This window comes from Williamsia sp. z71, from assembly GCF_059553375.1.
The window spans coordinates 284627-304676 of the sequence record NZ_JCANWX010000005.1; the positions used below are offsets into that span (position 1 = coordinate 284627).

Sequence of the window (20050 nt, forward strand, 5' to 3'; positions counted from 1 at the left end):
GACGATTACGCGTACTCACGTCATTCTGCCAGCCCGGTGCGTGCCGGTCAGCTCACCGTGACAATCGGTGCACCTGATTCGGCTTCGCCGGCGGCTTCGGCGATCCGCATCGCCTCTTCGATGAGGGTCTCCACGATCTGCGCCTCGGGGACGGTCTTGATGACCTCACCCTTGACGAAGATCTGACCGCGGCCGTTTCCGGAGGCGACACCGAGATCGGCCTCGCGGGCCTCCCCCGGTCCGTTGACCACGCAACCCATCACGGCCACGCGCAACGGGATCTCCATGCCCTCGAGTCCGGCACTGACCTCTTCGGCCAGTTTGTAGACGTCGACCTGCGCACGACCACACGACGGGCACGAGACGATCTCGAGTTTGCGCGGACGCAGGTTCAGGGACTGCAGGATCTGGTTGCCGACCTTGATCTCCTCGATCGGCGGCGCCGACAGGGAGACGCGGATGGTGTCGCCGATGCCCTCGGCCAGCAGCGCACCGAACGCCACGGCCGATTTGATCGTGCCCTGGAACGCCGGTCCGGCCTCGGTGACACCCAGATGCAGCGGGTAGTCACACGCGGCCGCGAGCTGCCGATACGCCTCGACCATGATCACCGGGTCGTTGTGCTTGACCGAGATCTTGATGTCGCCGAAACCGTGTTCCTCGAACAGGCTCGCCTCCCAGAGCGCCGACTCGACCAGAGCCTCCGGTGTCGCCTTCCCGTACTTCTTGAGCAGTCGCGGATCAAGTGACCCGGCGTTGACGCCGATCCGGATGGGGATCCCGGCCGCCCCGGCCGCCTTGGCGACCTCTTTGACCCGGCCGTCGAACTCCTTGATGTTGCCGGGGTTGACCCGGACCGCCGCGCAACCGGCGTCGATGGCCGCGAAGATGTACTTCGGCTGGAAGTGGATGTCGGCGATGACCGGGATCTGCGACTTCTTGGCGATCGCCGGCAACGCTTCGGCGTCCTCGGGACGGGGACAGGCTACTCGGACGATGTCACAGCCCGAGGCGGTCAGCTCCGCGATCTGTTGCAGCGTCGCATTGATGTCGTGGGTCTTGGTGGTGGTCATCGACTGGACCGACACCGGGTGGTCGCTGCCCACCGGGACCGAGCCGACCTGGAGTTGGCGGGTCTTGCGGCGGGGCGCGAGTACCGGCGGCGGCGCGGACGGCATGCCCAAACCGATAGCGATTCCGTCTGCACTCATCGTGTTGTCACTTCCTGATCTGTATGGGGGCTGAACTGTGAAGCGGGGCCGGCCTGCGACTAGAACGCCTTGATGGGGTTCACGATGTCGGCGGTCAGTGTCAGGGCCATGTATCCACCCATGATCACCAGCACGACATACGTGATCGGCATCAGTTTCATGTAATCGACGGGCGGTCCGGCGGCCAGTCCACGGGCGCTGCGCAACGCGTTGCGCACCTTCTCGTAGCCCACGATCGCCATGTGCCCACCATCCAAGGGTAGTAGCGGGACCAAATTGAACAGTGCCAGGAAGAAGTTGATGCTGGCCAACAGGAAGATGAAGAACCACCACACGCCGTGATCGGCCGCGTCGCCGCCGATGACGGAGGCACCGACAACGCTGACCGGGGTGTCGGCAGCGCGTTCGCCGCCGGTGACCGACGTCCAGAGGTCGCTGATCTTCGAGGGCAACGAGATCAACGATTCCCAGGTCCGCACCATCAGGTCGCCGGTGAAGCCGGCCGCAGCCGGTACGGCGCCGAGCGCCGACGGATATTTCCAGCCACTGTCGTAGCCGATCCCGACCATCCCGATTTCCTTGGTCGTCTGCACGCCTTGTTCATCGGTCACGGTCGCGGTCACCGGTTGTGGCGTGACGACGACCTCACGCTCGGAGCCATCGCGCTCGACGGTCAGGGTCACCGGATCCGTACCGGCGCGCAGGACCTCGCTCAGCTCGGTGGTGCTGCTGATCTTCTCGCCGTTCGCGGCCACCACGGTGTCACCGACCTGAAGACCGGCCTGCTCCGCCGGACCCGCGCCCGTGCAGGGAGCCAGTTCGTTGTTCTCGATGGTCGTCCCGACACACGACAGCGAGCCGACCTTCGCCGGCAACGTCTCGTTCAGGCTCGGCAGACCCCAGGCGATCGCCATGATGACGATGAGCACGAAGCCGAGGATCAGGTTCATCGCCGGACCGGCGACGAGTACGACGAGCCGCTTCCACGGCTTCTGCTTGTACATCGCCCGGGACTCGTCTTCCGGGGCGACCTCGTCGTGTGTGGTCATACCGGCGATATCGCAGAATCCGCCCAGCGGCACCGCCTTGACGCCGTACTCGGTCTCGCCCTTGCGGGTCGACCACATCGTCGGTCCGAAGCCCACGAAGTAGCGGCGCACCTTCATCCCCGTGCGCTGCGCGGCCCACATGTGGCCACATTCGTGCCAGGCGATCGAGGCCAGTAGGCCGAACGCAAAGAGCACCACGCCCAAGACGAACATCATCGGTCGTACTTACCCTTCTGGATCATTTAGCGGCGCGCGCCGGCAACGAGCGCGGTAGCGCGTTTCCGTGCCCAGGCATCGGCCGCAAGAACGTCATCCACCGTACCTGGGTCGGCGGACCACTGATCCGCCTCGCCGAGCACCTCACCCACGATCCCGACGATTCGCGGGAACGTGATCTCACCGGCGAAGAAGCCATCGGCAGCGGCCTCGTTGGCGGCGTTGAACACCGCGGTCAGGCACCCACCCCGGGTCCCGGCCTCCCGGGCCAGGTCGATCGCCGGGAACACGGCGTTGTCGACGGGCGCAAAAGTCCAGGTGCTCGCCTGGCTGAAGTCACAGGGCGCGGACGCACCGGCGATCCGGTCGGGCCAACCCAGCGCCAGCGCGATCGGCAGTTTCATCGAGGGCGGCGACGCCTTGGCGATGGTCGCCCCGTCGATGAAGGTGACCATCGAATGCACGATCGACTGCCGATGGACCGTGACATCGATGCGGTCGTACGGTACACCGAACAACAGGTGCGCCTCGATCACCTCGAGTGCCTTGTTCACCAGCGTCGCCGAATTGAGTGTGATCATCGGGCCCATGGACCAGGTCGGGTGCTTGCCCGCCTGCTCCGGCGTGACATCGGCCAGTTGTGTTGCGTCCCAGCCGTAGAACGGTCCGCCGGAGGCGGTGAGCACCAGCCGGTCGACCTCGTCGGCGGTGCCGCCGCGCAGACATTGCGCGATCGCCGAGTGCTCGGAATCGACTGCGACGATCTGACCCGGCGCCGCCGCGGCCAGCACCAGCGCGCCGCCGGCGACCAGTGATTCCTTGTTGGCCAGAGCCAGCCGCGCACCGGAGGCCAGCGCGGCCAGTGTCGGGCGCAGACCGAGCGAACCGACCACCGCGTTGAGAACGACATCGGCCTCGACGTTCTCGATCACCTCACACATGGCGTCCGGCCCGCTGCGGATACCATCCACACCCGCCAGCGCGGCGACCTTGTCGGCCTTGTTCGGGTCGGCCACGGCCACGGAAGTACCGGGCAGGCCGAGTTCGACGATCTGTTCGGCGAGCAGATCCACGTTTCCCCCACCGGCGCCGAGGCCGACCACCGTGAAGCGGTCCGGGTTGGCGGCTATCACCTCCAGCGCCTGGGTGCCGATCGATCCGGTGCTGCCGAGGATGAGAACGCGTGTGGTCACCCCTCCAGTGTCCTCGATCGATGCAACTGTCACCTCACGTACCCGGCGAAGGGGCCGGCGAAATCCGTGCCGTGGCCAGGGTGCCGGCCAGGACAACTCGGATTTCGTGGATCACACCGCCCTCGATGGCGAACAGCATCGCCGCCGCGAGTCGCCCCCGGGGCGCGATGATCACGGCCGGATGCCCGTCGACCAGCGCGACGTCCGCGACCGCTGCCCGGTCGCGGAAGTACCGGGTCTGATCAGCGACGGCAGCACTGCCCCGGACCACCGCTGCCACATGCGCCGGCAGCAACGCGCTGTCGGCGATTCTCACCACATCGGGGGCCAGCAGGGTCAAGAGTGCGGCGATGTCGCCGCTGCGGGAGGCATCGAGATAGGCCTGCACCAGGGCCGTGTCGGCCACCGGAGCGATGTTCTCGGGCGGTGGCCGGACGCGAGAACGCGCCCGGCTGGCGAGCTTTTTCGCTGCGTCCGGTGATCGCTGCAACACCAGGGCGATGTCCTCGAACGGCACGGCGAACAGGTCGTGCAGCACGAAAGCCACCCGTTGCGCGGGCGAGAGCCGGTCCAGGACAACGAGCAGCGCGCGTCCGACGGACTCGACCCAGAGCGCCTCCGCCTCCGGCTCCGGCCCGCCGGCCGGCCGGTTCTCGAGTCGGTCGATGTCGACCTCGGCCCGCCGTTGCCGGCGTCGGAGGATGTCGAGTGCCTCGCGTGAGGTGACGGTCGTCAACCAGGCTGCCGGACGATCGATCGTCTCGGGTGTGGTGGACCGGGCCTTGATCCACGCCGCCTGCAGCGCGTCGTCGGCGTCGTACAGATTCCCGGTGATCCGTTGAGCAACCGCGCGCAGGTGGACGCGGTGCACCTCGAACTGGGTGATCAGCAGGTCCGGATCCACAGAAGGTCACCTTTCGGGCGTCACCGGCGTCGAAGTGGTGCCGCCGGATACCCGGCGGCGACATCGGACGGAGTACCCGACCCGACCTTATGGCAAGTCGATCCGCAGCATCGCAGAGGACGTGAAAGATCCATGCACACAATCTATCTCGCCATTGCCGGCGTCACAGTCGCCATGAATGCGGCCATAGCCGTCGCCGACTGGTTCCGAGCCCCCTTTGTCCTGGCCAACTCTTCGGAGGTGTCCGTCCCGGCCGCCTGGCTACCGTGGCTGGCGGTCTGCAAGGCGGCCGGAGCCCTCGGTGTCCTGATCGGGCTGGTCACGAACACACCACAGTTCGTCCTGGCCGCCTCTACCGGACTGGTCCTCTTCTTCGTCGGCGCCATGATCTTCCATGCCCGGGCACACGTGTTCCACAACATCGCGTTTCCCGGCTGCTACCTGCTCGCCGCCGGCGCAACACTGTGCTTGGCGATGACAGAGATCGGGTGATGTGATCGTCAGCACTCTGGTCTACCCGGTCGGCGGGTGGGTCGCGATCCAGTGCCGCGCGATGTCGATGCGACGCGTGATCCAGACCTTGTCGTGCGACTGCACGTGATCGAGGAAGCGTTCGAGAGCCGCGGTGCGCGCGGGACGTCCGGCCAGCCGGCAGTGCAGGCCGATCGAGAGCATCTTGGGTGCCCCGGCCTCGCCTTCGGCATAGAGGACGTCGAATGCGTCCCTCAGATGCGCGTAGAACTGGTCGCCCGACGGGAACCCGGCCGGCGATGCGTACTTCATGTCGTTGGTGTCGAGCGTGTAGGGCACCACGAGATGGTCGACCTGCGATTCGCCCACCGGAACCTTCACCCAGTAGGGCAGGTCGTCGGCGTAGCTGTCGGAGTCGTAGAGCAGGCCACCGTGTTCGACCACCAGTCTCCGGGTGTTCGGGGAGTCGCGGCCGGTGTACCAGCCCAGCGGCGCGGCACCGGTGAGTTCGGTCAGGATCTCCATGGCCTCGGCGATGTGTTCACGTTCGACGTCGGGCCCGGTGAGCTGGTAGTTCAGCCATCGCAAGCCATGTGAGGCGATCTCGTCGCCGCGTTCGAGGAAGGCCGCCACGGCCTCGGGGTTGCGGACCATCGCCTGTGCGACCGCGAAGATGGTCAACGGAAGCCCTCGGCGTTCGAACACCCGCAGCACCCGCCACAAACCGGCCCGCGACCCGTATTCGTACAGCGACTCCATGCTCATGTGCCGGTTCGGAAATGCGGTGACTCCGGCCATCTCCGAGAGGAACGTCTCGCTCCCCTGATCACCGTCGAGGACGTTGTTCTCCGACCCCTCTTCGTAGTTCAGGACGAACTGGACCGCGACGTTCGCTCCGCCGGGCCAGCGCGGGTTCGGGGGTGTGGGGCCGTATCCGATCAGATCTCTCGGATAGTCGGCGCGGGTGTGATTCTCGATCGGCACCGGATCATTCTGGCACCGGCCCGGCAACGCCGCCGGTCGAGCGAGGCGCCGCGCCGAACATCCGGCATTGATGGGACCACAGCGGCCGGCCCCCATCCGGTCACGATATGCTCAGCGCAGCAAAAGTCGGATCGAAACCAGCAGGAGTAATCGTGGCCAGCACTGAGGTCGAGTACAAGCCCGAACCCGCGGAAGCGCCTTCAGCTCGGTTCGGCTGGCACGGCGAGGGCATCAAGACGTTCAAGATCGCCGCCTGGGTTTCGGTCGTCGCATTGCTCGCCATGATCATCGGTAACCACGAGGGCCATGTCGAGGATTTCTACCTGATCGGATTCGCCGCGCTGATCATCTTCATCCTCGTTCGCGACGAGATCGTCTCCCGCGGAAAGTGGAAGAAGCGCAAGTAGCACTTTGATCTACCCGACGGGGGTGGCGCGCCTATCCTCGTCGGCATGGACATACGCGTCCTGGGGCCGATTCAGGTATTGAGCTCCACCGGTGTGGATGTGACCCCCACCAGTCCGAGCCAGCGCACGGTCATTGCCGTCCTGGCGGCCGACTTCGGCCTATGTGTCGACGCCGATTCACTGATCGAATCCCTGTGGGGTTCGGCTCCCCCGGAGTCGGCGCACCGAACCCTTCGCAGCTACCTGTCCCGGTTGCGCGCATCGCTCGGTCCGGTGATCACATCCACCGCCGCCGGTTACGCGCTGGACCGGACCCGGATCCGTCTCGATGCCGCCGAGTTCCGCACGGCGACGGAAGTGGCCACAGACCTACCGGCCGCAACCGCTGCCGAGCAACTACGCGGCGCACTCGCACTGTGGCGCGGCAGGGCATTCGGAGAACTCGCCGGTTCACCCCAGATCGCCGCGACCGCGCACGGACTCGAATTGATGCGGATCAGTGCGCGTGAACACTTCGCCGATGCACTGCTGCGAGCGGGCGATCACGACAGCGCGATCGTCGAGGCCGACGCACTCGTCACCGAGCATCCCCTTCACGACCCCGCCTGGGTGTTACTGGTGCGTTCCTATTCCGCGGCACGACGACAAGCCGAGGCGCTCAACACTTTTCGCCGCGCCCATCGCGCACTGACCGACGCCGGCCTGGAACCGTCGGAGGAGCTGCACCGCGCGCAGCGGGCCGCATACGACACCCCGACGGCCGCCCCCCTGCCCCGTGACCCGCGTTCCGATGCCGGCCTGGTCGGCCGAACCCGCGACCTCGATGCGATCGCGGCCCTGCTGGATCGGTCGAATCTCGTCACCGTCGTAGGGCCCGGTGGAGTGGGAAAGACGGCGGTCGCCCGGGCCGTGGTCGATCGTCACCGCGGCCTGGGCAGCGCCGGCGTGCGCGTGGTCGAACTCGCCGCGATCGCAGATTCGGGGGCGGTCGCGGAAGCCGTGATCACCGGTATCGGATTGACCAGCGACGCCGGCGATCCCCTGGAGACCTTGCGTCAGGCCCGCGAACTCGATCTGCTCGTGTTCCTCGACAACTGCGAACATGTACTGGACGCGGTCTGCGCGGTGACCGCAGCATTACTCGGTGGTGGCGGCGGTTCGCTGCGCATCATCGCCACCAGCCGTGAGCTACTGGGGATGCCCGGCGAATACGGATGGCCGCTGCGGCCATTGGGCACCGACGGCGTCGATCCCGCCGCGCAACAGTACTTTTCCATGCGCGCGGCCGCGGCCCGCCCGGGGGCGCTCGACGAGGCCGACCCCGCGATCGTCGACCGGATCGTCCGAGGTCTCGACGGTCTGCCCCTGGCCATCGAATTGGCCGCCGCCAGACTGGCAACGCTGGGGGTCGCCGACCTGGCCGATCAGATCTGTTCCGGCACAACGGGGTCCACAGACGCGGCGCCTTTGACACGTCGCGGCGGCGAACCCAGGCACCGCACCCTCAAGGCTGCCATCGATTGGTCTCGTGCCCTGCTGCCCACCGACGCCCGCGAGGCCCTCGATCAGTGGACTGTGTTCGCGGGATCGGTCCGCGCCGATGACGCCGCTGCCATCCTCCGGGTCGACCCGGCGACGATCGATCTGCTGGCCCGGCAATCGTTGCTGTCCACCGAGATCCGTACCGGCCGAACCTACTACCGCATGCTGCGGACGGTGCGGTCGGTGATCGGGCAGCCGAACGAGGAGACACTGCGAGCGCACCTGCGCCACTACGGCGGCGTCGCGGCAGAGTGTGCACGGACCCTGCACACCGCCGATGAGCGCCGCGCACATGTGCGCCTGACCGGGTTGATCGACGAACTGCGTGTTGCCCACGGCCGGGCCCGGGTTCTCGACATCGAAGCCGCCGTGGCCCTGTCGGTGGATCTGCATTGGTTCGGGGTCTCACGTCTGCACACCGAGCTGCTCGGCTGGGCCGGAAAGCTCACTCCGCTGGTCCAGGACCGGCCCGAACTCGCCGCCGCCGTCGACGCCACCTCGGCCTACCGGCTGGTGATCGCCGAGCAACTCGATTCGGCGCGGGTACGAGCCGAATGCGCCTTGCGCACGGGCACCGACGCCCACACCCGCATGCACGCGCTCGAAGCCCTGGGCGACTGCGACCTGTTCGAGGGTGACCTTCACCCGGCGAATGACCACTATGGCGAATTGGTGGACATCGGTGCCGCAGCCGGCGACGTGTACTACGAACTGATCGGACGTGCCGGACAGATCATGACCCTCGCGTACGGCGGCCGACGGGCCGACGCCGTCGCCGGAGTGCACGCCCTCGACGAGGCCCTGGCCCACCGCGAACTCAGTCCCACGCAGTCCAGCTGGCTGCACTACATCCACGGTGAAGCCGTCCTCGACGATGATCCGAGAACGGCCGGGATGGCATTCGACCGGGCGATCGAGCTCGCGGACTCCGTCGAGAGCCGCTACGTGGCCGGAGTCGCGAGAGTATCTGCGGTCAGTCTGCAGGCCCGTACCGGCGATCCGGCATCGGCGTTGAGGCGGTATGCCGAGGTCATCGAACACTGGCTCGGCACGGGGTCGTGGTCACATCTGCTGACAACCATGCGCAACCTGGCGTCCACGATGGGCGCCATGGGCGCCGACCGTGCCGCCGCCCAGCTCATCGGCGCGTTGTCCGGCCCCGACCTGACCCCGTCTTACGGGACCGAGGCCACCCGACTCGGGGACGCGGCCACGGCCCTGCGCAGTGCGCTCGGCGCGGAGGCCTTCGACACCGAATACGCGGCAGGCGCGGCCCGCGATCTGGCGACTGCGGGCCGGATCGCGGTCACCGAGATCCGGCGCCTGCTCGATCACCGGACGCCGTCACTGGAGCCGGTAGAACCGGAACAGGTCGTGTTCGATGTCGATGACCGACGCCCCATCGAATCCGGCTGAGCGAGCGTAACTTTCGAGCGTCGAATGCCGCATCACCGTCCCGGTCGCGGCGCTGTCCGGGTCGGACATGCCGTCGGGCAGGCAGCACAGGATCGAGAATCCGTAGAGAAGCTGTTCGACGGGGCCGGCATCGGCGGAGAAGGTTTCCGCGGTGCGCTCGTCCATGATCACCACCGGCGCGGCCTGCGCTGCGATCCGTCGCGCCGTCGCGAGAAAGGCCACCGGGTCGGACAGGTCGTGGACGCATTCGAACGCGAAGACCGCATCGTATCGACCGGACAGGTCGGATTCCCGGAGGTCGGCGATCCGGAACTGCACCCGGTCCCCCACGCCGTGGGCCGCGGCATTACGGGTGGCCGCGGCGATCGACGCGGCGTCGACGTCGAAGCCGTCGACCGTGATCTCCGGGTAACCCAACGCCAAGGCGATCGCCGACCAGCCTTCACCGCAACCGATGTCGGCCACCCGGCCGGTCGACTGCAACCGATCGTGCAGGTCGGGCACCTTCGGAATGAACTCCTGCGCCAGCCGGCCGAGGAACAATGGCCGATTGGCGTAGGCCTGCGCCTCCCGGGCATCGGTGCCGAGTTGCTGCCACGACACGCCACCACCGTGGCGGTACGCCTCGATCAGAGCCGGCAGGGCCGCGCCGGTGGCGGCGAAGAAACGTGACATCGACGCCATGTAACTCAAGCTGTCCTGGTTCACCAGGACCTCTGCGTGCGCGGTGGGCAGCGCGAACCGGACGGGTTCGTATTCGGTCGACGCGGTGATGTATCCGGCGACGCTTTGATGTTCGAGCCATTCGCGGGCGTACCGGGCGACGGTGCCGGTGCGGTGGGCGAGCTCGTCGGCGGTCAGCGGCCCCTCGGCCGCAAGTGTCCGGTACCAGCCGAGTCGATCACCGAGATAGAGCGCAGAGATGTTCTGTGCGCCCAGCAGATCTGCGAACACGGCGTCGGCGAACCGGTCGACCGTTGAATCGGACGTGTCGGCTGAGGCGGTGCTGGTCATGGCGCGACTCCTGGTCTCGGATCGGAAATGATTCGAGTTCAACGATCGCGCCGGGAGGTTGCAGCCCGGATGCAGCTCGGTTGCACCCGGCGGACCCGGATGCCGCTGCCTACTTCTCTTCGGCCGCCAACTGTCCGCAGGCCGCGGCGATCTCCTGGCCCCGGGTGTCGCGGACCGTGCACGACACACCCTGGGCGAGAACTCGCCTGACGAACTCTCGCTCGGCGGGTTTCGGGCTGGCATCCCACTTCGAACCCGGTGTCGGATTGAGCGGGATCAGGTTCACGTGGACCAGCGGGCCCAGCGCCTTGCGCAGCTTGTCGCCGAGCATGTCGGCGCGCCACGGCTGATCGTTGATGTCCCGGATGAGGGCGTATTCGATCGACACCCGGCGACCGGTGCTGTCCGCGTAGTAGCGGGCGGCGTCGAGCACCTCTTTCACCGACCACCGGTTGTTCACCGGCACCAGCGTGTCGCGCAATTCGTCGTCCGGCGTGTGCAGGGACACCGCGAGCGTGACGGTGAGGCCTTCGTCGGCCATCCGGCGGATCGCGGGAGCCAGGCCCACCGTGGACACCGTCACCGACCGCTGGGAGATACCCAGACCGTCGGGAGCAGGCGAGGTGATCTTCCGGACCGCATCGATCACGCGCTTGTAGTTGGCCAGCGGCTCACCCATGCCCATGAACACCACGTTCGACAGGCGGCCGGGCTCGCCCAGCTCTCCATCACGCATCGCCCGGGCCGCCGACCGGACCTGATCGACGATCTCGGCGGTGGAGAGGTTGCGGTCCAGACCACCCTGCCCGGTGGCACAGAATGGACAGGCCATGCCGCAGCCGGCCTGACTCGAGATACAGAGCGTGGTGCGTTCGGCGTAGCGCATCAGCACCGATTCGAGCATGGTGCCGTCGTGCAGCCGCCACAGGGTCTTGCGGGTCGTGTTGTCGTCGCAGGCCACATGCCGGACCACGGTCATCAGCCGGGGAAACAGCGCCTGACCCACCGGTTCGCGCATCGCCGCAGGTAGATCGGTCATCTCGGCCGGATCGGCGTTGAGCCGTACGTAGTACTGACGGGCCAGCTGGTCGGCACGAAACTTCGGCAAACCGAGTTTTGCGACCGCGGCGATCCGTCCTTCGGCGTCCAGGTCTGCAAGGTGTTGTGGAGGCATGCCGCGTTTGGGCGCGTCAAACACCAGCGGAAGTGGAACTGTCATGGTTAAAGCGTGACGTAGATCGGTCGCAGATGCCAATTTCGACACTGTGATTGTCGTCGGACAAAAGACAGAGGACCATAGACATATGACGCAGCCGACAGATGGATACCAGCAGGAACCCGCGGGTTACGTGAGCCCGGACCACACTCCCCCGGACACGGGGCCGGTGGGCGGGGACGTCCCCGTCGCCGACCACCGGGAGGAACTGCGCCGTCAGGCCCTGGACGACGTGAAGCACACCCGTACCCGCGCCGCCTGGGTCGGCCTGATCGTCGGCGCGGTGATCACTCTGATGTTGCTGGTGTTCATCGTGCAGAATCTCGACAGCCAGAACATCGACCTGTTCTTCTGGACGGTCAATCTGCCTCTCGGGGTCAGCCTGCTGATCGCAGCCATTCTGGGTGCGGTGATCACCGCGATCGTCGGCAGCCTGCGGATGTTGCAGGTCCGCCGGGCCGTCAAGAGGTCGCAACCCTGAGTTCCGGACAGTTCTGAGTCCCGGGCATCCCTGGCTTCGACTACAGCAGGGCGCCCAGGATCGCCCACACCACAAATGCGGAGGGCAGCAGCGAGTCGAGGCGGTCCATGATGCCGCCGTGGCCTGGCAGCAGGGTGCCCATGTCCTTGATCCCGAGGTCGCGCTTGACCTGGGATTCGACAAGGTCGCCGAGGGTGGCGCAGATGACCAGGACCGGCCCGAGGATCAGTCCGATCCACCACTGGGCGTCCACGACGAACACGATGGTCAGTACGGCCCCGACAACACCGAAGACCAGGGAGCCGGCCATCCCTTCCCACGACTTCTTGGGACTGATGGCCGGCGCCATCGCGTGCTTGCCCAGCAGGACACCGAACACATAACCGCCGACGTCCGAGCAGACCACCACGATCATCAGGGTGAACACGCGGGCGGCGCCGTTGTCTTCGAGGACCATCGACGCACCGAACGACCCCATCAGCGGAAGCCAGCACAGCACCAGTGTGGTGCCGGCAAGATCTTGCAGATAGTTCGTCGGCGCAGCCTGCAAGCCCTGTTCGAGCAGCTTCCAGATCATCGAGATCAGAACGGTCGCGGCCAACGCGACGATCGACGCGGTGACGCCCCAGGGCCAGCTCACCCACATCATGGCCTGACCGCCGACGAGGATCGGGATCAGCGCGACGTCGATGCCGCTCTCGCGCAGCCGCTTGGTGACCTCCCAGCTGGCGATTCCGATGGCCACGGCGACAACCGGGAACCACACCTCGGGCACGAAGATCAAGATCAGGATCAGCGACACACCGAGCGTGCCGCCCACGCCGATGGCTGCGGGCAGATCACGTCCCGCCCGGGACGTGGAGCCCTTGGGCTGCGGGTCCGGTATGCCCTGCGGCCGATTCGTATCGGTCACCTGATGCCCTGCTCCTTCAGTCACCGCCAGAGGTACGTCACCGGTGGGTGACTCAGACCTCAAGCAGTTCCGCTTCTTTGTGCTTGACCAGCTCGTCGATCTGGTTGACGTAGGACGCGGTGGTCTTGTCGAGATCCTTTTCCGCGCGGGTCACTTCGTCTTCGCCGGCTTCACCGTCTTTTTGAATGCGCTTGAGCTCGTCGACCGCCTTGCGGCGCACGTTGCGGATCGAGACCTTGGCGTCCTCGCCCTTCGACTTGACCTGCTTGACGAGCTCGCGTCGACGCTCTTCGGTCAGCTGCGGGATCGAGATCCGGATGATGTTGCCATCGTTGGTCGGGTTGACGCCGAGATCCGAGTTGCGGATGGAGGTCTCGATGGCCCCCAGGCTGCTGGCCTCATACGGCTTGATGACCACCATGCGGGCTTCGGTGGTGTTGATGGAAGCAACCTGCGTGATGGGGGTCGGCGAGCCGTAGTAGTCGATGGTGACCCGGTTGAACATCGCCGGATTGGCCCGTCCGGTCCGGACCGAGCCCATGTCGTCACGCGCGACACCGACAGCTTTTTCCATTTTTTCCTCGGCGTCCAGGAGCGCGTCGTCGATCATGGTGTCCTCCGTTGTCGTGTGCTGGTGCTGGTGTGGGGTATGGCGACCGGTCAGCTGCTGACCAGTGTTCCGATCTTCTCACCTGCGACCGCTCGGGCGATGTTGCCCTGCTCCAGCAGATTGAACACCAGCATCGGCATCTGGTTGTCCATACACAGACTGAAGGCTGTCGCGTCGGCCACCTTGAGGCCCTTTTCGATGACCTCACGGTGGGTGATCTCGCGGTAGAGCGTGGCGTCGGGGTCGACCCGCGGGTCGGCGGAGTAGACACCGTCGACGCCCTTGGCCATCAGTACGACCTCGGCCTTGATCTCGAGGGCGCGCTGCGCGGCGGTGGTGTCGGTGGAGAAGTAGGGCATGCCCATACCGGCGCCGAAGATGACCACGCGCCCCTTCTCGAGGTGCCTTTCGGCCCGCAGCGGGATGTACGGTTCGGCGACCTGACCCATCGTGATGGCGGTCTGCACGCGTGTGACGATGCCGCGCTTCTCCAGGAAGTCTTGGAGCGCAAGGCAGTTCATGACGGTGCCGAGCATGCCCATGTAGTCCGAACGTGAGCGCTCGAGGCCCCGCTGCTGAAGTTCTGCTCCGCGGAAGAAGTTGCCGCCCCCGATGACCACTGCCACCTGGACACCCGAGTTGACCACTTCGGCGATCTGGTCGGCAACGGTCGAGACAACATCGGGATCGAGTCCGACCTTGCCGCCGCCGAACATCTCGCCACCGAGCTTGAGAAGCACGCGCTTGAATCCGGTGCGCTCGGGCGTGATGTCCTCGGTCATGTGGGGTGTCCCTTCGTCGTGCCGGTGTGCGTCAACATTGATTCTTGCGCCCCACACATTGTGATCTGCATCTGGGTGATCTGCGTCGGGCTCGATCGTAACGGGACCCTCGCGCAAAAGAACCCCGGCGAATCAGATGATTCGCACGGGGTTCCTTGCACAAAAATCAGGCCTGTCCGACCTCGAAACGGGTGAACGACACTACCTGTGCGCCCGCCTCGTCGAGAACAGCCTTGACGGTCTTCTTCGACTCGGTGACCGAAGCCTGGTCGACGAGAACGACGTCCTTGTAGAAGCCGTTGACGCGACCTTCGACGATCTTGGGGAGCGCAGCCTCGGGCTTGCCCTCCTCACGAGCGGTCTGCTCGGCGATGCGACGCTCGGAAGCGATCACATCCTCGGGGACCTCGTTACGGGTTGCGTACTTCGCCTTGAGCGCGGCGACCTGCATCGCAGCGCCGCGAGCGGCCTCTGCAGCAGCTTCGGAGTCACCGGTGTACTCGACCAGGACACCAACGGACGGCGGCAGATCCGACGCGCGCTTGTGCAGGTACGAGGCAACCTTGCCGCCGTGGAAGGCGACGCGACGCAGGACCAGCTTCTCGCCGATCTTGGCCGCAAGCGCCTGAACGAGCTCGTCGACCGTTTTGTCGCCGACCTTGGCGGCCTTGAGGACCTCCACGTCGGACGTCTTCGCGGCAACGGCAGCGTCGAGGACCTGGGCCGCGAGGGCCTGGAACTCGTCGTTCTTCGCAACGAAGTCGGTCTCGGAGTTGATCTCGATCATCGCGCCATCTTTTGCGGCGATCAGACCTTCGGCGGTGGACCGCTCGGCACGCTTGCCGACGTCCTTGGCGCCCTTGATACGCAGCTCTTCGACGGCCTTGTCGAGATCGCCATCATTGGCGGCCAGAGCATTTTTGCAATCGAGCATTCCCGAACCGGTCAGTTCGCGGAGCCGCTTGACGTCAGCGGCGGTGTAGTTCGCCATGGGTGGGCGAGCCTCCTGTTGTCGAATGTTCCTGGAAGTTGTTGGACCAGAAGTGGATCAGGCCTGGGCAGGGGTTTCCGCGTCAGCGGCGGGAGCCTCTGCTGCCGGAGCCTCTGCGGCGGGGGCGGTGGCCTCCGTCAGCAGTTCCTGCTCCCACTCGGCGAGGGGCTCGCCGGCTGCGTTCTCGGGCTTGGTGTCAGACGAACCCTGGCCGGCGCGTGCCTGCACACCCTCGGCAACCGCAGCGGCGATCACGTGGGTCAGCAGTGCGGCGGAACGGATCGCGTCGTCGTTACCCGGGATCGGGTAGTCGACCAGGTCGGGATCGCAGTTGGTGTCCAGGATCGCGATGACCGGGATGTTCAGCTTGCGAGCCTCGGAGACCGCGAGGTGCTCCTTGTTGGTGTCGACGACCCAGATGGCCGACGGAACCTTGGCCATGTCCCGGATACCACCGAGGGTGCGGTCCAACTTGGTCATCTCACGCGTGAGCATGAGGATTTCCTTCTTGGTACGACCTTCGAAGCCACCGGTCTGCTCCATTGCCTCGAGGTCCTTCAGGCGCAGCAGGCGCTTGTGGACGGTCGAGAAGTTGGTGAGCATTCCGCCGAGCCAGCGCTGGTTCACGTACGGCATGCCGACGCGGGTGGCCTCTGCGGCGATGGATTCCTGAGCCTGCTTCTTGGTACCGACGAAGAGGATGGTGCCACCGTGGGCAACCGTCTCCTTGACGAATTCGTACGCCTTATCGATGTAGGTCAGCGTCTGCTGCAAGTCGATGATGTAGATGCCGTTGCGATCGGTGAAGATGAATCGCTTCATCTTCGGATTCCAACGACGGGTCTGATGCCCGAAATGAGCGCCGCTGTCCAGCAGCTGCTTCATGGTTACGACAGCCATGTGTTCACTTTCATGTGCAGTTTGACGTCGGCATCCGGTTGGTTGCCGACCCTGGCACCTGTCAGGTGTGGAACCCTCTGCGAAGAAGGACTGCCCACACCCCGTGTCGGACGGACTGACGTCAGCCGACCGCAGGCGCGCGAAGTCACTCCCGCCGAGGCGAGAGCGCCATCTGAGTCTACGCGCGCCGGGCCGGTAGGAGAAATCGCCTCCACGCTTCCCGTACCGCCGGTTGTCAAGACCCTTCGCGCAACTGGGGATGATCAATCCCGTTCTCCCCAAACGGGTCTCTGACCTGGCGCTATCCCCTGCCGCCGGTCAGGCTCGTCACCATGGGCTTCTGGGGGCGACTGCGTCGGGCGGCAGTGTCGACGGGCGCTGCCTTGGCCCTCGTCTCACTGCTGAACGCGCCGTTCACACCCGCCGCGGCCGGCGCTCCGACCGTCGGCCGCGATCTGGCCTACGGCTGGCCGTTGTCCCCCGTGCCATCGGTACTGCGCAGATTCGAACCGCCCGCCGAGCGCTGGCTTCCCGGACACCGGGGTGTGGACCTCGCAGCCGTCCCCGGCGCAGTGGTCAGATCCGCGGGTGCCGGGGTCGTGCACTTCTCGGGTCCGGTCGCCGGCAAACCGGTGGTGTCGATCCGGCATGCGGACGGATTGCTGACCACCTACGAACCGGTTGCCGGCTCGGTGCGGGCCGGCGCCGTGGTCGGGCGGGGATCACCGATCGGGATCCTCGAATCCGGACATGCCGGATGTCGCACCGGGTGCCTGCACTGGGGTGCCCGCCGGGGCGCCGGGTCGTCAGCGGTGTATCTCGATCCCCTGGCCCTGCTCGGCCTGGTGCGGGTGCGCCTCAAACCGCTGCAGCCGGGCGATGGATGAGCGCCTCAGGCCCTCGGATGCGCCTGGTCGTGAACTTTCCGCAGGCGCTCGACGCTGACGTGCGTGTAGAGCTGGGTGGTCGCGAGGCTGGCGTGACCGAGCAGTTCTTGCACCACTCGCAGGTCGGCACCACCTTCGAGCAGATGTGTGGCAGCACTGTGCCGAAGACCGTGCGGCCCGAGATCCGGCGCACCGGGCAGGGCCCCCAGCACCTTGTGCACCACGGTCCGGGCCATCCGCTGATCGAGGCGTCCGCCTTTGGATCCGACCAGAAGGGCGTCACCGGCCTTGGGTTGGGCCAGCGCCGGACGCCCCCCGCGCAGCCACCGATCGATGGCGGTTGCGGCCGGGGTACCGAACGGCACGGTCCGCTCCTTGTTGCCCTTGCCGATGACGCGCAGGACATTGCGCGAGCGGTCGACGTCCCCGAGGTCGAGTCCGCAGAGCTCGCCGACCCGAATGCCGGTGGCATACAACAACTCGATGATGAGCTGATCGCGTTGCGCGATCGGATCGTCGGGATCGTGGTCGGGCGCTGCCGGGGTCAGGGCGGCGCTCGCCTGGTCGGCGCTCAGGACGCCGGGCAGTGTCCGATGCGCCTTCGGCGCCTGCAGACGGGTCCCCGGATCGGCGGCCAGGACGCCCTCCCGGGTGGCCCAGGCAGTGAATCGTTTGGCCGATGACGCCTGCCGCGCGATGGTCGTCCGCGCGGCGCCGTCTTTGCTGTGGGCGGCCAGCCAGGCCCGCAGGGTGGCCAGGTCGATCGCCGACGGGGCCAGACCCCGGACACCGGCGAAACTGACCAACGAGCGGACATCACCGAGGTAGGCGCGCACGGTGTGCTCGCTGTGCCCACATTCGAGCCGCAGGTAGCTCTCGTAGTCGTCGATGATCGATGCACTCACCCGCTCAGCCAACCGATCTGGGCCGACGGCCGCAAGCCGCCACACCCCAACCCCCGATACTGTGCCCTTTTGGTTATGTCGACCTGGGCAAATGGTCGCCAAAACCGCACATCATCGGGGGTGGGAGGTCGTCAGCCGGCGCTCTCGAGGGCGCGCTGACCAGCCTTCCATTGACGGAATCCCTCTTCGGTGTGCCCACGACGCCAATATCCACTGATCGATGCGTTGACCGCCGGCACACCGCGTTCCTTGCGGATGTACCCGCGCAGGTTCTGCATCACGACCTCGGCTTCACCGTGGATGAACACCTGTACCGAACCGGGCAGCCACTCGGCGTTCCGAACCGCGGCGACGATCGGGGCGTTGGCGCCGCCGAGTTCGTCGGTGATGGCATCGGAACCGACGCCGCGGTGCAGCCAGACGATCTCTGCGGTGTCGGGCGCGATCAGGTCGACCTCGTCTTCGGGTCCGGCGACCTCGATGAAGGCCTTCACGACGGTGCCGTCGGGCATGGACTCGAGGGCTGCCGCCAGCGCCGGGAGCCCGGCCTCGTCGGCAGCCAGCAGATGCCAGTCGACATCCGTCTTCGGGCGGTATCCGCTTCCGGGCCCGAGGAACCGGATCTCCTCACCGGGCTGGGCGGCGGCCGCCCAGGGCCCGGCGATGCCCTGCTCACCGTGGACGACGAAGTCGACCGCGATCTCGCGAGCAACTCGGTCGACCCGCCGGACCGTGTAGGTACGCAGGATCGTCGGTTCATCGGCACGAAGCTTTGCTCGGATCCGTTGCAGTCCGCGAGGTTTGGTGATCTCCGCTTCCTCTGCCGGAAACATGAACTTGATGTACATGTCGGTGTCGTCGTTCGCCTGGAAGTCGTCGAATCCGGCGCCACCGAGGTACACCCGCACCAGGTGGGGTGTGAGCTGTTCGGTTCGCTGAACCGTCATCGTGTTCTCGCGCTTCGCCACGCATACGTCCTCTCATCAACGGCGGTGGGCCGACGGTCTTCGTCAGGCGGCTCCGACCACCCGATCTACCGTACCCGAATATAGGTGACCCTAAGTAGTGCGGATCACACCTGCGCGCCGCTACGGTCGTCCCATGCCAACGATCTTGATCACCGGAGCGTCCAGGGGAATCGGACGCGCAACCTCTCTACGACTCGCGTCCGCGGGATGGGATGTATACGCGGGAGTGCGCGACGAGGCGGCCGGCCTCGACCTGAAAAACGCATCGCCAGATCGGATCACGCCGATCCCACTCGACGTCACCGATGCCGATCAGATCCGCGCGCTCGCGGACGTGTTGCCCGATCGCCTCGACGCCGTGGTGAACAACGCCGGCATCGTTGTCGGCGGTCCGGTCGAGACCCTTTCCCCGGACCAACTGCGCCATCAACTGGAGGTGAACGTCGTCGGCCAGCATGCGGTGACACAGGCCGTCCTGCCCCGCCTACGAGCCGCCGAAGGGCGGGTGATCTTCGTTTCGTCGGTCAGCGGCCGGATCGCAACACCGATGACCGGGGCATACAACGCATCCAAGTTCGCCCTGGAAGGACTGGCGGATGCTTTGCGAATCGAGTTGCGGCCCTGGCATATCCGCGTCGTTTTGATCGAACCCGGCCAGACCGATACCGATATCTGGCGTGATGCCGAGTCCACCCTCGACAACAGCCTCACCGACCTCTCGGATGCGAACCGCCGTTTGTACACCAAGCACATCGACGGGTACCGGAAGACGATCTCGGCTGCGCAGAAGGCAGCGGTCCCGGCCGACCTGGTAGCGGCGTCGATCGAGTCGGCCCTGACGACCAAACGTCCCCGCGCCCGCCATGTGGTGGGCGTTGCGAACAAGATCTCGGCACCACTGGTCGGATTGTTGCCGACCGCGCTGTCCGACGTGATCATCGGAAAGGTGACCGGCGTTCCACGCCGACCGTGAGATCACCCGATCACTGA

The 20050-nt window shown here is 66.2% G+C and carries 20 protein-coding genes; 6 read left to right on the plus strand and 14 right to left on the minus strand.

Annotation, left to right across the window (positions count from 1 at the left end; genetic code table 11):
- Positions 1-47 precede the first annotated feature (47 nt).
- Genes ispG through AC51GR_RS14385 form a run of 4 tightly spaced genes read right to left on the minus strand, consistent with a single transcriptional unit; the run spans position 48 to position 4573 of the window.
- Entirely contained in the window at positions 48-1211 is a 1164-nt protein-coding gene (gene ispG, locus AC51GR_RS14370) for a flavodoxin-dependent (E)-4-hydroxy-3-methylbut-2-enyl-diphosphate synthase (protein WP_496325311.1), read from the minus strand.
- Between the two features lie 59 nt (positions 1212-1270).
- Entirely contained in the window at positions 1271-2476 is a 1206-nt protein-coding gene (locus AC51GR_RS14375) for a M50 family metallopeptidase (RefSeq protein ID WP_496325312.1), read from the minus strand.
- Between the two features lie 26 nt (positions 2477-2502).
- Entirely contained in the window at positions 2503-3669 is a 1167-nt protein-coding gene (dxr, locus tag AC51GR_RS14380; protein ID WP_496325313.1) for a 1-deoxy-D-xylulose-5-phosphate reductoisomerase, read from the minus strand.
- Between the two features lie 34 nt (positions 3670-3703).
- Positions 3704-4573 carry a sigma-70 family RNA polymerase sigma factor gene (locus AC51GR_RS14385; protein WP_496325314.1) on the minus strand — a complete coding sequence of 290 codons (870 nt, stop codon included), beginning with the start codon at positions 4571-4573 and terminating at the stop codon, positions 3704-3706.
- Positions 4574-4705: 132 nt separating this feature from the next.
- Between AC51GR_RS14385 and AC51GR_RS14390 the strand changes: the two genes are divergently transcribed.
- Positions 4706-5065 (plus strand): DoxX family protein, encoded by a 360-nt coding sequence (locus tag AC51GR_RS14390; protein WP_496325315.1) that lies wholly within the window; start codon positions 4706-4708, stop codon positions 5063-5065.
- A 21-nt stretch (positions 5066-5086) separates the two neighbouring features.
- On the opposite strand, the gene puuE is transcribed toward AC51GR_RS14390, so the two are convergent.
- Entirely contained in the window at positions 5087-6028 is a 942-nt protein-coding gene (puuE, locus tag AC51GR_RS14395) for an allantoinase PuuE (protein ID WP_496325316.1), read from the minus strand.
- Between the two features lie 152 nt (positions 6029-6180).
- Between puuE and AC51GR_RS14400 the strand changes: the two genes are divergently transcribed.
- Both AC51GR_RS14400 and AC51GR_RS14405 read left to right on the plus strand, forming a co-directional pair.
- Entirely contained in the window at positions 6181-6435 is a 255-nt protein-coding gene (locus tag AC51GR_RS14400) for a DUF2631 domain-containing protein (RefSeq protein WP_496325317.1), read from the plus strand.
- Between the two features lie 45 nt (positions 6436-6480).
- Entirely contained in the window at positions 6481-9393 is a 2913-nt protein-coding gene (locus tag AC51GR_RS14405) for an ATP-binding protein (protein ID WP_496325318.1), read from the plus strand.
- On the opposite strand, the gene AC51GR_RS14410 is transcribed toward AC51GR_RS14405, so the two are convergent.
- Together AC51GR_RS14410 and rlmN are read right to left on the minus strand one after the other, a co-directional pair.
- Positions 9322-10407, minus strand: a complete 1086-nt coding sequence (locus AC51GR_RS14410) for a class I SAM-dependent methyltransferase (protein ID WP_496325319.1) — start codon at positions 10405-10407, stop codon at positions 9322-9324. The genes AC51GR_RS14405 and AC51GR_RS14410 overlap by 72 nt on opposite strands.
- Positions 10408-10516: 109 nt before the next feature.
- Positions 10517-11626 carry a dual-specificity RNA methyltransferase RlmN gene (gene rlmN / locus AC51GR_RS14415; protein WP_496325320.1) on the minus strand — a complete coding sequence of 370 codons (1110 nt, stop codon included), beginning with the start codon at positions 11624-11626 and terminating at the stop codon, positions 10517-10519.
- A gap of 85 nt (positions 11627-11711) precedes the next feature.
- Here rlmN and AC51GR_RS14420 point away from each other — a divergent pair, with 85 nt between their 5' ends.
- Complete coding sequence (locus tag AC51GR_RS14420; RefSeq protein WP_496325321.1) at positions 11712-12104, plus strand: LapA family protein; 393 nt, start codon at positions 11712-11714, stop codon at positions 12102-12104.
- Between the two features lie 40 nt (positions 12105-12144).
- Here the strand turns inward: AC51GR_RS14420 and AC51GR_RS14425 are convergent, their stop codons facing one another.
- From AC51GR_RS14425 to rpsB, 5 genes are all read right to left on the minus strand, one after another.
- Positions 12145-13017: a phosphatidate cytidylyltransferase gene (locus AC51GR_RS14425; protein WP_496325322.1), complete on the minus strand. Its 873-nt coding sequence runs from the start codon at positions 13015-13017 to the stop codon at positions 12145-12147.
- Between the two features lie 52 nt (positions 13018-13069).
- Positions 13070-13627, minus strand: a complete 558-nt coding sequence (gene frr / locus AC51GR_RS14430) for a ribosome recycling factor (protein WP_496325323.1) — start codon at positions 13625-13627, stop codon at positions 13070-13072.
- Positions 13628-13677: 50 nt separating this feature from the next.
- The gene (pyrH, locus tag AC51GR_RS14435) at positions 13678-14409 is read right to left on the minus strand and encodes a UMP kinase (RefSeq protein ID WP_496325324.1); all 732 of its coding nucleotides are present in this window, start codon (positions 14407-14409) and stop codon (positions 13678-13680) included.
- A gap of 166 nt (positions 14410-14575) precedes the next feature.
- Positions 14576-15400: a translation elongation factor Ts gene (gene tsf, locus AC51GR_RS14440; protein ID WP_496325325.1), complete on the minus strand. Its 825-nt coding sequence runs from the start codon at positions 15398-15400 to the stop codon at positions 14576-14578.
- Between the two features lie 57 nt (positions 15401-15457).
- Positions 15458-16300 (minus strand): 30S ribosomal protein S2, encoded by an 843-nt coding sequence (gene rpsB / locus AC51GR_RS14445; RefSeq protein WP_496325326.1) that lies wholly within the window; start codon positions 16298-16300, stop codon positions 15458-15460.
- 332 nt (positions 16301-16632) lie between these two features.
- Between rpsB and AC51GR_RS14450 the strand changes: the two genes are divergently transcribed.
- Positions 16633-17187: a M23 family metallopeptidase gene (locus tag AC51GR_RS14450; protein ID WP_496325327.1), complete on the plus strand. Its 555-nt coding sequence runs from the start codon at positions 16633-16635 to the stop codon at positions 17185-17187.
- Positions 17188-17192: 5 nt separating this feature from the next.
- On the opposite strand, the gene AC51GR_RS14455 is transcribed toward AC51GR_RS14450, so the two are convergent.
- Both AC51GR_RS14455 and AC51GR_RS14460 read right to left on the minus strand, forming a co-directional pair.
- Positions 17193-18092, minus strand: a complete 900-nt coding sequence (locus AC51GR_RS14455; protein ID WP_496325328.1) for a tyrosine recombinase XerC — start codon at positions 18090-18092, stop codon at positions 17193-17195.
- 131 nt (positions 18093-18223) lie between these two features.
- Positions 18224-19060 carry a siderophore-interacting protein gene (locus tag AC51GR_RS14460; RefSeq protein ID WP_496325329.1) on the minus strand — a complete coding sequence of 279 codons (837 nt, stop codon included), beginning with the start codon at positions 19058-19060 and terminating at the stop codon, positions 18224-18226.
- 133 nt (positions 19061-19193) lie between these two features.
- Between AC51GR_RS14460 and AC51GR_RS14465 the strand changes: the two genes are divergently transcribed.
- Positions 19194-20033: an SDR family oxidoreductase gene (locus tag AC51GR_RS14465; RefSeq protein WP_496325330.1), complete on the plus strand. Its 840-nt coding sequence runs from the start codon at positions 19194-19196 to the stop codon at positions 20031-20033.
- The last annotated feature ends 17 nt before the right edge of the window (positions 20034-20050 follow it).

Coding starts and splice junctions, on each gene's coding strand:
- AC51GR_RS14420 (WP_496325321.1), top strand. CDS start 11,712: ATGACGCAGCCGACAGATGGATACCAGCAGGAACCCGCGGGTTACGTG.
- tsf (WP_496325325.1), bottom strand. CDS start 15,400: ATGGCGAACTACACCGCCGCTGACGTCAAGCGGCTCCGCGAACTGACC.
- AC51GR_RS14405 (WP_496325318.1), top strand. CDS start 6,481: ATGGACATACGCGTCCTGGGGCCGATTCAGGTATTGAGCTCCACCGGT.
- rpsB (WP_496325326.1), bottom strand. CDS start 16,300: ATGGCTGTCGTAACCATGAAGCAGCTGCTGGACAGCGGCGCTCATTTC.
- AC51GR_RS14450 (WP_496325327.1), top strand. CDS start 16,633: ATGGGCTTCTGGGGGCGACTGCGTCGGGCGGCAGTGTCGACGGGCGCT.
- AC51GR_RS14410 (WP_496325319.1), bottom strand. CDS start 10,407: ATGACCAGCACCGCCTCAGCCGACACGTCCGATTCAACGGTCGACCGG.
- frr (WP_496325323.1), bottom strand. CDS start 13,627: ATGATCGACGACGCGCTCCTGGACGCCGAGGAAAAAATGGAAAAAGCT.
- AC51GR_RS14390 (WP_496325315.1), top strand. CDS start 4,706: ATGCACACAATCTATCTCGCCATTGCCGGCGTCACAGTCGCCATGAAT.
- rlmN (WP_496325320.1), bottom strand. CDS start 11,626: ATGACAGTTCCACTTCCGCTGGTGTTTGACGCGCCCAAACGCGGCATG.
- AC51GR_RS14375 (WP_496325312.1), bottom strand. CDS start 2,476: ATGATGTTCGTCTTGGGCGTGGTGCTCTTTGCGTTCGGCCTACTGGCC.
- pyrH (WP_496325324.1), bottom strand. CDS start 14,409: ATGACCGAGGACATCACGCCCGAGCGCACCGGATTCAAGCGCGTGCTT.
- AC51GR_RS14465 (WP_496325330.1), top strand. CDS start 19,194: ATGCCAACGATCTTGATCACCGGAGCGTCCAGGGGAATCGGACGCGCA.
- ispG (WP_496325311.1), bottom strand. CDS start 1,211: ATGAGTGCAGACGGAATCGCTATCGGTTTGGGCATGCCGTCCGCGCCG.